Source organism: Rahnella sp. CFA14(1/10) (assembly GCF_004195095.1).
GTDB lineage: Bacteria > Pseudomonadota > Gammaproteobacteria > Enterobacterales > Enterobacteriaceae > Rahnella > Rahnella perminowiae.
In genome coordinates, this window is the sequence record NZ_SEWS01000005.1 from 300,255 (window position 1) to 312,601 (window position 12,347).

A 12,347-nucleotide genomic window follows, 5' to 3' on the forward strand; every position below is an offset into this window, starting at 1 on the left:
TAAATGGAGATAGGGATAGTGAAAATAATTTATGATGCCCGTTGGATTGGTGAGCATGGGATTGGACGATTTGCTAGTGAGGTAGCAGATCGGAATAAAGAGTTTGTAAAAATAAAAAATGGTTTGAAACCAACAAGTCCTCTTGATGTATTTTTTATTACTTTCTATTTAGCCTTTAAAAAAGGTTTATATTTTTCACCGGGATATAATTGCCCATTTTTCTTTTTGAATAGAAGTATCATTACTATTCATGATTTGAATCATATAGATGTTAATCATAATAGTAGTTTTCTTAAGAAAATATATTATGAATTTGTTATGAAAAGAGCTTGTCAGAAGTCATTTAAAATATTGACGGTGTCAAATTTCTCTAAAAAGAGAATTTGCGAGTGGGCTGGAATTAGTGGTTCTCAAGTCGTGGTTGTTGGAAATGGCGTGTCGGAGGAGTTTTTAAATAAAGAAAACGATATAGATAGTGTTGATGGTGAATATATTTTAGTCGTAAGTAATAGAAAAAAGCATAAAAATGAATCAAGAATATTATCAGCCTTCCATATGGCTAATATTCCCTCGTCGGTTAAGTTAATCTTCACAGGAAGTCCAGATGAGAACCTTGAGAAAGAAATTAACAGTAAAAATTTGCAAGATAGAGTGATTTTTAAAGGGCGGGTAGGGAATAACGAACTTGCATCTTTATATAAGAGCTCACTCTTTTTGCTCTTTCCATCACTCTATGAAGGTTTTGGCCTTCCTGTCATTGAAGCGATGTCCAGCGGTACAGCTGTGATAACTTCAACTACAACCTCTTTACCAGAAGTAGCAGGTGATGCAGCAATTCTTGTTGATCCTGAAAATACAGAAGCTATTACACAGGCAATAAACAGGCTTTATTCTGATCCAGATCTGAAAAAAGAACTAATAAAAAAAGGTTTAATCCAAGCGAAAAAATATTCTTGGGTGAAAACTTCTGATCTGATAAAGGATTGTTTGAATAGTTTTAAAAGTTAATACACACCTGCCATATTATATTTTATAAGGTAATAAAATGAATAAATTCATGTTTTATATAAAAACTTGCTGTATGTTTTTTTTCATTTATTCGTCGTATGGGATGTGTACAATTGTTGGCGTAGGTACTCATTTTCAAGGTTATCGTGGAGAAAGTGATATCTATTTAGAAAAAATAAGAAGCATGGGTTTTACATCATTTCGTGAAGACTATCCGTGGTCAAGTGTAGAAAGAAGTAAAGGCGTTTTTGCAGTAAGTGATAATATAAAAAAAACAGATTCTGCATTTTTAAATGCCCAGAAGAATGGTCTGGATCCTATATTGATTCTTGATTATGGAAATAAGTTTTATAATAACGGTGACTATCCAAGAGACCAAGAATCTATTAATAATTTTGTTAAGTATGCTAGCTGGGTTGCTTCAAGATTTAAAGGTAAGGTCAAATATTACGAAATTTGGAATGAATGGACAATAGGTACTGGAATGACTCGGTTTCGTACTAATATACCATCGGCTGAGGTCTACTTTAATCTTGTTAAGGCAACAAGTAAGGCAATAAAAAATATTGATCCAAATGCAGTAATCTTGGCCGGTGGATTCAACCCTTTGGAACACAGAGCTAAGGTCTTGAATATTACAGACGTCGTTTGGTTCGAACAACTTTTAAAAATGGGAATTCTACAATATGCCGACGGTATTTCTATTCACACCTATTCATATCTGAATGGTCGCCGTTCTTTAAGAACAACAAAAGGGAATTTAGATTTTCTTGACGATTTTTACTCTAACAGCAAAAAAATAGCTGGGAAAGATTTCCCTGTATACATTACTGAAATTGGAGTGACAAACTATACAGGGCCTGGTGGTATGAGCCAGCAAGAGTCTGCTGATTATATAAAAAGTTATATTGAAGATGCAAAATCCCGTTCATATATAAAAGGCGTTTGGATCTATGATCTCATTGATGATGGCAAGGACAAGAGTAAGAGGGATTTTAATTTCGGTCTTTTGAATAACGATCTTACACCGAAGTTAGTCGCTCCTATGATTTCTGACTTACTTAATAAAAAATAATCTCATTTAACTGTGATGACTAATGATCGATATGAATTTAGTTTTGATGATTATTTAATGGCGAGTAAAGAGGTAATATGAGGATTTTGTTTTTTGTATATAAATTTCCAGTTCTTTCCGAGACGTTTATCCTCAATCAAATTGCATATTTTATTAATGAAGGTTGTGAAGTAAGCGTAGTTTCTGTTTTTCCCGGTGAACTTAACGCAGAGCATAAAGTTATCAAAGATTTCGATTTGATAAAAAGGACGCGATACTTACTGGAACCGGAACCAAGAGGTAAGGTTTCAAGAGTTTTAGCACGACTTAATGGATTGATTCCTTGCCTTTTATCTCCACATGCTCTTAAAAGCATAAATGCCTTTAAATATGGGTATTACGCTAAAACCCTTATGCTCCCGCATATATTGTCAAAAAATAAAATCCCGATAGAGGTTGATGTTATTGTTTCACACTTCGGCACGACCGCAGTATTAGCAAATCAGCTAAGGAAATTAAATTTTTTGAAAGGTAAGTTAGCTGCGGTTTTTCATGGTAACGATATTTCACAAACTCGCACTCTCGATATTTTTAGAGATGATTATAAAAAACTATATGATGACGCTGAATTTATTCTGCCTGTAAGTCAGTTATGGGCTGACAAAATTAAAAATGTTTCCGGACATGATGATAATATTCATGTTATCAGGATGGGGATCAGTGTTAACAAATTTTCTTTTCAACCGAGAACTGTTTTAGGTAATCCAATTCGTTTACTCTCTATAGCCAGACTTACAGAAAAAAAAGGCATATCAGTCGCTATCAATGCCTGCTTGTTATTAAAACAGCAAAACGTTGACTTTGATTACACCGTTATCGGGGACGGCCCGCTGCGTAAAGAACTTGAGTCTCAGGCCGCTACTCTTGGGCTGGGTGACAAAATTGCCTTCTTAGGTGCGCAGACGCAAGAAACTGTCTCTGAATATTTAAATAACTCGGATGTTTTTTTACTTCCTTCCGTTACAGCGGCAGATGGCGATATGGAAGGGATCCCGGTTGCATTGATGGAAGCAATGGCTATAGGTATACCCGTGATATCGACGTTTCACAGCGGGATACCTGAACTCATTGAGAATCGGGTGTCTGGTTTTCTGGTCAATGAAAATGATGCCACCAGCATTGCGGCTGTCGTCCGTGAAATAATCGATAATCCCGACGTGTTGCCGGATATTTGTCGTAATGCAAAAGAAAAAATTGATAACGAATTCGATCAGGATAAATCGTATTCCAGGATGTTAAATATTCTACTTGGCCAGCCTTTACATATTAACCGGTGATAAATTGAAAATTTACTATTATAAATCAGCGCATGGAAATTTTGGGGATGATCTTAACGCATGGATTTGGGATGCATTACTTCCCGGCTTTTTTGATGACAATGAGGACGTAAGGGTATCGGGTATTGGCACCATTATTACCTCCGCTATGCCACCCGCTAAAAAGTGGTATGTCTTCTCGAGCGGGGTAGGTTATGGCTATCCGCCTGCCAGCTTTGGTGACAGCTCCTGGGAAACGTTGTGTGTCAGAGGGCCACTCAGTGCTGAGATTTTGGGATTGCCGAAAGATAAGTTTATTACTGATGGCGCCGCGCTGTTAAACACGCTCGCTGAGTTTAAACCCCTCTCCGAAGCTGAGCGTAAGGGGGTGATTTTTGTTCCTCATCACCATGCACTCATCACGGGACAATGGGAAAAGGTTTGTCAGCAGGCCGGGGTTGAGTTTGTGAATCCACAGTCGGATGCGAAGACAGTTATCCAAAAAATCCGAAATGCCAAACTGGTGCTGGCGGATGCTATGCATGCTGCGATTATTGCGGATGCAATGCGTGTACCTTGGGTACCATTAATTACTTCTTCACAGATCAATACATTCAAATGGTTAGACTGGACTCAGACAATAAACCTTCCTTACAGGCCGACTGTTTTGGGAAGCAGTTCTCTACGTGAGTATTTACGTGATAAATCTTTATATATTTATGGTGAAAAATATTTTTTACCTGGCTCAGATGTAGAGTTTGCTGTTAAATATTTCAAGGGGCAGCGTGAGTTAAAAAATAAAAAATGGTGGGGTGGTTATCAAGAATTAACTCAGTTGGTGACGCATAGAGTCCCTAATAAAGGTATTAAAACTATTGAAGGGTTGTTTAACCTGGATTTAAATGAAAGGTTTATTAATAATGCGTCCAATGTTCTTACTCATGCAAAATCTCAACCGGGTTTTTTAAGTAATGATATTAGATTTAACTCAAATTTAGAACGCTTATTAAATGGTATGGATAGGCTTTCAAAATGCAAGTGAAACTCTAAGGATGCTAAATTGAATGCTCAAGCGCGAAATCAGAAGCCATCGATAATTTCTGGTGCTATCTGGTCTGTTCTGGATAATACAGCCTCACAAGTGATAACATTTGTAATATTCATTATTTTAGCAAAATTGCTGACCCCCAGTATATACGGCATGCTAAGTGTTTCTTTGCTTGTTACGCAGTTTTTTCGAAATGTTATATTCGATAGTATTGCGACTTCTATTGTGAGGATGAAGTCACCGACATCAGTAGATTATAATTCTGCCTTTTTTTTGTGTTTCTCTTTATCTGTGCCTGCCTTTTTGATCGTCTTTTTTTCCGCCCCGTTCATAGAGGCGTATATGAAAGTACCAGAACTGGCCAATGTAATTCGAGGAACAGGGATTATTATTGTTGTCAGCGGGTTGAGTCGAACTCACGAGGCCTGGCTGACGCATAATATGATGTTTAGACCCTTAGCGATAAGGTCAATATGCTCTATCACTATTGGTGGCGTTGTTGGGGTAGTACTGGCATATAAAGGGTTTGCCGTTACCAGTTTGGTCGTGCAGCAAGTTGTCACCTCCCTGATTTCCCTTGTCACACTATGGCTTACTACTCCATGGAAACCAAAACTGAAAATTTCAAGAGACTCAATCAGAGAGTCTTTAGGGTTTTCTAAGCATGTGGCGCTGAGTAATATTACTAACTTTGCTAATCAGAATAGTGATGTTTTCTTCATCACATATTTTCTCGGTACAGCCGGGGCAGGTATTTATTCGGCTGGTAAGCGTATAGTGAATACCTTAAATACTGTTCTCTCTTCCGCATTAATGAGAGTTTCATTACCGGCATTCACTCGATATAAAAATGATTTAAATGAGTTCGGCAATAAGTATTTGCAAGCAACCTATTTTACGGTTCTGGTGACGGCGCCCGCTTTTGTTGGTCTTAGTGCCCTATCGCATGATATTACTTTCCTGCTCTTGGGGCACAAATGGATGCCTTCTGTTCCAATCATGCAAATTGTCAGTGCAGTAGGATTTGTAACATCGATCGGTTATTACAATCATTCAGTGATGTTTGCACGTGATAAGCCCGAATGGCAAGCCAGACTCACGTTAGTCTATGCGATAAGTAATGTAATAGCGTTTTACATCTTTGTTAGGTTTGGTTTGATTGCAACGGCACTAGTATTTTCCATCCGTACGATACTTCTCTATCCTATTTCTGCCTGGTGTGCATTGACACTTTTGAACTTAACATTTAAGCAATATATTAAAGAAATATTCGTTCCTATCATATGTTCGGGAGTTATGTGCTTACTTCTTATTGGAATGCAGGAGTTTACATACTTAAATGAATCTTGGGTTGGGATTGTTGTAAAGGTTTTTTCGGGCGCATTTTTTTACTTTATTTTAATTTTTACTTTTTCGTCTAAGAGTAAAAAAATGATGATACTTTCACTCGCGAGAAAGATAATAAAAAGGAATTAAGAGATTTCATGACGACTTATCCAAGTTTAGTTAGCATCCTTATCCCTCTTTTTAATTCTGAAAAATACATCAGGAAGGCTTTGCAGTCTGTTGTTTCACAGAGTTACTCTAACATCGAAGTTATCATTGTTGATGATTGTTCAACAGACTCATCGCTAACTGTGGCAAAAGAGTTTTTTATTGAGCATAACACTATACCTCACGTAATAATTAAGAATGATAAAAATGAAGGGGTTTCTATCACCAGGAATAAATTAGTTGATAATGCTAATGGTGATTTCATTTGTTTTTTGGATTCGGATGATTATTTTGATCATGATGCAATAGACTATTTGATACGCATTGTGACAAGTAATAATACATCTATAGGTCAGTGTTTATATTATTCTGAAACTCCTGACGGGCACCCAGTCGGTACAACAAACAAGTTTTCCCCGAATGTGATTTTACAGGGGAAGGACGCCGTTTTTTCTATGTTAGAGAATGAAATTACAGGTTTTCTCTGGCATAAAATTTTCAGGCGGGAAGTTTTTCAGGATGTCAGTTTTGATTCTAAATTGCCAGTTTTTGAAGACTATCTTGTAATTATGACTATGTTTATCAAAGGGGCTAATATCTCTTTTGGCAACGAACCAAAATATCATTATATACAACATACATCCTCACTAACTAAGAAATCCTACCAAAAATCACTTGATAGATTGTTATATCTTGACATGACTAAAACCCTCGTTAAGCCCTTAATTTCAACAGAGGTGGATAAATTACGACTCATTAAACATGAGTACATGGTAATTTTAATGGTTTTTATTAATGCAGTTAAATTTGGCGCTCCGGCAAGCGATGTTGCCAAAATAAAAGAGTACATTAATATTCATTCTCTTATAAAGTTAAAAAAGCAACTGAACCTTAAGCGATTTTATGCAATATTCATGATTAAAATCTTCCCCTATTTATTTTATTTCATGCTTAAAACTGCTTTTAAAATTAAATCGTAATTACTTCCGTGTGAATATGTATGCTTTTTAATTCTTATTACGTTATTACTTCTCTGTACACTGAGTGGTTTTATTCGGTGGTTTAATCTTATTTAACTCTTATATATTTGAGACGAAAACTATGATCCTTCCAGTAATCATGGCTGGCGGCACCGGTAGCCGTTTGTGGCCAATGTCTCGTGAGCTTTATCCAAAACAATTTCTTCGCCTGCATGGCGATAATTCCATGTTGCAGGAAACGGTCACCCGTTTAAAAGGGCTGGACGTTTCTGAGCCGCTGGTTATTTGTAATGAAGAGCATCGTTTTCTTGTGGCTGAACAATTGCGACAAATAAACCAGCTCTCCGACAATATTATTCTTGAACCGGTCGGACGTAATACCGCGCCTGCTATTACCCTGGCCGCCCTGAGTGCCATCGATAATGGTTCTGACCCGCTGTTGCTCGTGCTTGCAGCCGACCATGTTATCGAGTCACCGGATGCCTTCCATCGGGCCGTGCAGAATGCGATACCCTTCGCCGGCCAGGGGAAACTGGTCACGTTTGGCATCGTGCCAACAGGCCCGGAAACCGGCTACGGTTACATACAGCGCGGGACAGAATTCAGCAGCGATGCCGAGCCTGCTTTTGGGGTGCAGCGTTTTGTTGAAAAACCGAATCTGGCCACCGCAGTGCAATATCTGGAAAGTGGCGAATATTACTGGAACAGCGGAATGTTCTTGTTCCGCGCCAAACGTTTCCTTGAAGAGATGGCAAAATTCAGGCCGGATATACTCGAAGCTTGTCAGAAAGCGATTGAAACCTCGCATGCCGATGAACAACAGGATTTTATTCGCGTAGATAAAGCGTCTTTTATTTCCTGCCCGGACGAATCTGTTGACTATGCCGTGATGGAAAAAACCACCGATGCGGTTGTGGTTCCGTTAGATGCAGGATGGAATGATGTGGGTTCCTGGTCGGCTCTTTGGGAAGTGAATGATAAAAACGCCGAAGGGAATGCCGTCAATGGCGATGTGTTTACCCATAATGCGAAGAATTGTTATATCAACACCGATGAGAAATTAGTGGCTGCAATCGGTGTGGATAATCTGGTTATTGTCAATACCAAAGATGCCGTTCTGGTTATTGATAAAAACCAGGTGCAGGACGTTAAAAAAGTCGTCGAATATCTGAAGAGTAATAAAAGGCGGGAATACCGTTTGCACCGCGAATCTTATCGCCCGTGGGGCCGTAACGATAATGTCGTAACTGCTCCCCGCTATCAGGTGAACCGGATAACCGTGAAACCGGGCGGTCAGTTCTCATTACAAATGCATCATCACCGCGCTGAGCACTGGGTTATTTTGTCCGGCACCGCCAGAGTCATTCTCGAAGATAAAAATTATTTGCTCACTGAAAATGAATCCACGTTTATCCCTATTGGTGCTCAGCATATGTTAGAGAACCCCGGGAAAATTCCGTTGGAACTTCTGGAAATCCAGTCGGGTTCCTATCTGGAAGATGACGATATTATCCGTATAAAAGATCACTATGGTCGCTGTTAATTTGGGGATGAAATATGTCAGATACATTAACTTGCTTTAAAGCTTACGATATCCGCGGTGAATTAGGCGTCGAATTAAATGAAGATATTGCTTACCGTATAGGGCGTGCTTACGGGGAATATTTAAAACCCAAGAAAATGGTATTGGGGGGCGATGTCCGCTTAACCAGCGAGGCACTAAAACTTGCGCTGGCGAAAGGTTTGCAGGATGCGGGAACGGACGTTGTGGATATCGGAGTAACCGGTACAGAAGAAATCTATTTTGCAACGTCTTATCTGTGCCTTGACGGTGGCATCGAAGTCACGGCCAGCCATAATCCGATGAACTACAATGGCATGAAACTGGTCCGTGAGGATTCCCGTCCGATCAGCGGTGATACTGGCTTACGCGATATTCAGGCGCTGGCGGAGGCTAATAACTTTGCACCGGTCGATCAGGCTTCGCGTGGCAGCTATGAGAAAGCCTCGGTGCTGGATGAATATGTTGATAAGCTGCTCAGCTTTATCAATTTTGAGAATTTTACCCGTCCTTTAAAGCTGGTGTTTAACTCCGGCAACGGTGCGGCCGGCCATGTTGTCGATGCTATCGAACAGCGGTTTATTGCAGCGGGTGTACCGGTTGAATTTATCAAGGTTCATCACGAGGCAGACGGCACATTCCCCAACGGTATTCCTAACCCGCTATTACCGGAGTGCCGTCAGGACACGACGGATGCCATCATTAAGCATAATGCAGATATGGGAATTGCTTTCGACGGCGATTTCGACAGGTGTTTTCTCTTCGACGATGCCGGTAATTTTATCGAAGGTTATTATATCGTTGGTCTGCTTGCCGATGCCTTCCTGGAAAAATATCCCAACTCACGAATTATCCATGACCCGCGCCTGAGCTGGAATACCATTGATATTGTTACCGGTGCAGGCGGCGTACCGGTTATGTCAAAAACCGGGCATGCCTTTATTAAAGAACGTATGCGCCAGGAAGATGCGGTCTATGGCGGTGAGATGAGCGCCCATCATTACTTCCGCGATTTTTATTATTGCGATAGTGGGATGATCCCCTGGTTGCTGGTCGCTGAATTATTGCATCTGAAAGGCAAATCTCTTCGTCAGCTGATTAATGACCGGATCACTGCCTATCCCGCTTCAGGCGAAATTAACAGTTACCTGCAGCAGCCGAAAGAATCCATTGCCCGTGTCCTGGCAATGTATGAAGGCGAGGCGGTAAATGTCGATCACACTGACGGGATCAGCCTGGAGTTTGATGAATGGCGTTTCAATCTCCGCAGCTCTAATACAGAACCGGTTGTACGGTTGAATGTCGAATCCCGCGCAAATACCAAATTAATGCAGGAACAGACCAGAAGAATTCTTTCTATCCTTCGCAGTATGTAATTATTAAAAATATCTTATTTAAGTGAGTGATCATGACTCGCTGTGGGTTTGTATTGCTCACTTTTCATTTTATAAGGTTTAAATTATGTCACATGATGTGAGTGTAGGGATTGTTGCTGACTGGTTAGTGACATTTGCAGGGTCCGAAAAAGTTATCGCAGAATTTATTAAATTATATCCGGATGCTGATGTTTATTCTGTTGTTGATTTTCTGTCTGATGAATCGCGCAAGAAATTCTATGGGAAAGAAGCCACGACCTCTTTTATACAGCGCCTGCCTTTTGCGAAGAAGAAATATCAGCAGTATTTGCCTTTAATGCCGCTGGCCATCGAGCAACTTGATGTCACGGGGCATGATATTGTGCTTTCCAGCAGCCATGCCGTTGCCAAAGGTGTGCTGACCGGCCCTGATCAATTGCACATCAGTTATGTGCATTCTCCCATCCGCTATGCCTGGGATTTCCAGCACCAGTATTTGCGTGAGTCAGGGCTGAATAAAGGCCTGAAAGGCAAACTGGCCCGCTGGTTTCTGCATAAAATCAGGATGTGGGATTACCGGACAGCCAATGGCGTGGATCACTTTATCGCCAATTCCCAGTTTATTGCCCGGCGAATTAAGAAGGTCTATGGCCGTGATGCGGACGTGATTTATCCGCCTGTCGATGTTGACCGTTTTACTTTGCAGGAAAATAAAGAAGATTTCTATTTTACCGCCTCACGGATGGTGCCTTATAAGCGTATCGATCTGATTGTTGAAGCATTCAGTCAGATGCCGGATAAGAAGCTGGTGGTCATCGGTGACGGTTCTGAAATGGCTAAAATAAAGTCCAGGGCTGGCAGCAATATCGAAATACTGGGTTATCAGCCTGACGATGTCATGCAGGATTACATGCGGCGTACCCGGGCGTTTGTTTTTGCTGCTGAAGAGGACTTTGGAATTACCCCGGTCGAAGCACAAGCCAGCGGGACGCCGGTGATTGCTTTTGGCAAAGGCGGTGTGCTGGAAACCATCAGACCTTATGGGGAACGTAATGCCACCGGGATGTTCTTCTCAGAACAAACGGCGGAATCCTTGATTAAAGCTGTGCGTCATTTTGATACCATTAAAGACACCATCCTGCCACAAGACTGTCGTGAAAATGCTTTAAAATTCTCTGCACAAAGATTTCATGATGAGCTGGATGAGTATATCAAAACAAAATGGCATGACTTCAACGAACGGAAACGCATCATTTATTAATATTGTGATCTTTTTTAATCTTATTTATTTTTCTGTCGTTGACTGTTTATTCTGCGATTCATCTTACTCAACATAACCTTGCAATTATAATCGTGCATCTGTCCCGATGCGTTTTTAAATTGTAATCTAAGGGTTTACTATGTCTAAGGTCGCTCTTATTACCGATATCGCCGGGCAGGACGGGTCTTATCTGACTGAGCTTTTGCTTAAAAAAGGCTATACAGTCCACGGGATTATTCAGCACGGCCGGGTACCCGATACTGAATCTGTCTGTGATGATTTACAGGCAAACAATCCTGATTTTTATATTCATCATTATGGCTGGGGTGAAATCTTCGATCTGGGGAAATTGCTGGCGTTAATTCGCCCGGATGAAATTTATAATCTGGATATCACCAGTGAGACTGCTACGCATTCTACGCTTCCCGTGGCCAGGATCAGTGCGCTCAGAATGCTCGAGGCGATTCGTTCTCAGGGGCTGGAGCACACAACGCGTTATTATCATGCCTCATCTTCTGCGTTGTGCGGGCTGGTTAACGGGATGACCATCAATGAAATGGTGACGTTTAATCTTCCGCCTTCGGATACCGTCGCCAGGGTCAGTGATTTCTGGACAGCCGTGAATTATCGCGAAACGTTTGGTATGTATGCCTGTAATGGCATTTTGTTTAATCACGAGTCGCCGCGACGCAGCGAAAGTTTTGTGACGCGTAAAATCACGCGCGGGCTGGCCAACATTACTCAGGGGCTGGAGAAATGCCTTTATCTGGGCAATCTGAATGCATTACGTGACTGGGGGCATGCCAGAGATTACGTCAAAATGCAGTGGCTGATGTTGCAGCAGGACAAACCGGAGGACTTCGTGATTGCGACGGGCGTGCAGTTTACGGTGCGTCAGTTCGTGACTTTTGCTGCCCTTGAACTGGGGATCAAGCTGCGGTTTGTCGGTAAAGGTATCGAGGAGAAAGGGGTGATTGCCGCGATTATCAGTCCGGTCGCTGCGGCGCTGAAAGTCGGGGATGTGATTGTCGCCGTCGATCCGCGTTATATCCGTCCGTCAGAGGTCAGCAAGGTTTCGGTTAATCCTTCCAAGGCGCGTCGCCAGTTAGGCTGGGCACCTGAAACGTCACTACAGGATCTGGTGATTGAGATGGTGCAGGCTGATCTGGCTTCTGCCAAAAAGAGGGCACGTCTGAAACTGTACGGATAACGCCGCCCGCTATTTATCACGAGCGATAAAAAGCCGGAGAATGTCAGCACATTCTCCGGC

At 41.3% G+C, this 12,347-nt stretch carries 10 protein-coding genes; all 10 read left to right on the forward strand.

Features of this window, described 5'->3' with window-relative positions; genetic code table 11:
• Positions 1 to 18: 18 nt before the first annotated feature.
• The 10 genes from EVX52_RS12305 (at position 19) to EVX52_RS12350 (ending at position 12,287) form a co-directional block, all read left to right on the forward strand.
• Positions 19 to 1,008 carry a glycosyltransferase family 1 protein gene (locus tag EVX52_RS12305; RefSeq protein WP_240783467.1) on the forward strand — a complete coding sequence of 330 codons (990 nt, stop codon included), beginning with the start codon at positions 19 to 21 and terminating at the stop codon, positions 1,006 to 1,008.
• A 37-nt stretch (positions 1,009 to 1,045) separates the two neighbouring features.
• Positions 1,046 to 2,083, forward strand: a complete 1,038-nt coding sequence (locus EVX52_RS12310; protein WP_129991373.1) for a cellulase family glycosylhydrolase — start codon at positions 1,046 to 1,048, stop codon at positions 2,081 to 2,083.
• Positions 2,084 to 2,160: 77 nt separating this feature from the next.
• Positions 2,161 to 3,399 (forward strand): glycosyltransferase, encoded by a 1,239-nt coding sequence (locus EVX52_RS12315; RefSeq protein ID WP_129991374.1) that lies wholly within the window; start codon positions 2,161 to 2,163, stop codon positions 3,397 to 3,399.
• Between the two features lie 4 nt (positions 3,400 to 3,403).
• The gene (locus EVX52_RS12320; RefSeq protein WP_129991375.1) at positions 3,404 to 4,420 is read left to right on the forward strand and encodes a polysaccharide pyruvyl transferase family protein; all 1,017 of its coding nucleotides are present in this window, start codon (positions 3,404 to 3,406) and stop codon (positions 4,418 to 4,420) included.
• An 18-nt stretch (positions 4,421 to 4,438) separates the two neighbouring features.
• Positions 4,439 to 5,902 (forward strand): lipopolysaccharide biosynthesis protein, encoded by a 1,464-nt coding sequence (locus tag EVX52_RS12325; protein WP_129953082.1) that lies wholly within the window; start codon positions 4,439 to 4,441, stop codon positions 5,900 to 5,902.
• A gap of 8 nt (positions 5,903 to 5,910) precedes the next feature.
• Positions 5,911 to 6,900, forward strand: a complete 990-nt coding sequence (locus EVX52_RS12330; protein ID WP_129991376.1) for a glycosyltransferase — start codon at positions 5,911 to 5,913, stop codon at positions 6,898 to 6,900.
• 121 nt (positions 6,901 to 7,021) lie between these two features.
• Entirely contained in the window at positions 7,022 to 8,443 is a 1,422-nt protein-coding gene (locus tag EVX52_RS12335; RefSeq protein ID WP_129953080.1) for a mannose-1-phosphate guanylyltransferase/mannose-6-phosphate isomerase, read from the forward strand.
• A 14-nt stretch (positions 8,444 to 8,457) separates the two neighbouring features.
• The gene (gene cpsG, locus EVX52_RS12340) at positions 8,458 to 9,837 is read left to right on the forward strand and encodes a phosphomannomutase CpsG (RefSeq protein WP_129991377.1); all 1,380 of its coding nucleotides are present in this window, start codon (positions 8,458 to 8,460) and stop codon (positions 9,835 to 9,837) included.
• Positions 9,838 to 9,922: 85 nt separating this feature from the next.
• A complete protein-coding gene (locus EVX52_RS12345) occupies positions 9,923 to 11,077 on the forward strand; it encodes a glycosyltransferase family 4 protein (RefSeq protein WP_129953078.1) in 1,155 nt (384 codons plus the stop codon).
• Between the two features lie 139 nt (positions 11,078 to 11,216).
• Positions 11,217 to 12,287, forward strand: a complete 1,071-nt coding sequence (locus EVX52_RS12350; protein WP_129953077.1) for a GDP-mannose 4,6-dehydratase — start codon at positions 11,217 to 11,219, stop codon at positions 12,285 to 12,287.
• Positions 12,288 to 12,347 lie beyond the last annotated feature (60 nt).

Coding starts and splice junctions, on each gene's coding strand:
- EVX52_RS12310 (WP_129991373.1), top strand. CDS start 1,046: ATGAATAAATTCATGTTTTATATAAAAACTTGCTGTATGTTTTTTTTC.
- EVX52_RS12330 (WP_129991376.1), top strand. CDS start 5,911: ATGACGACTTATCCAAGTTTAGTTAGCATCCTTATCCCTCTTTTTAAT.
- EVX52_RS12350 (WP_129953077.1), top strand. CDS start 11,217: ATGTCTAAGGTCGCTCTTATTACCGATATCGCCGGGCAGGACGGGTCT.
- EVX52_RS12335 (WP_129953080.1), top strand. CDS start 7,022: ATGATCCTTCCAGTAATCATGGCTGGCGGCACCGGTAGCCGTTTGTGG.
- EVX52_RS12315 (WP_129991374.1), top strand. CDS start 2,161: ATGAGGATTTTGTTTTTTGTATATAAATTTCCAGTTCTTTCCGAGACG.
- EVX52_RS12345 (WP_129953078.1), top strand. CDS start 9,923: ATGTCACATGATGTGAGTGTAGGGATTGTTGCTGACTGGTTAGTGACA.
- cpsG (WP_129991377.1), top strand. CDS start 8,458: ATGTCAGATACATTAACTTGCTTTAAAGCTTACGATATCCGCGGTGAA.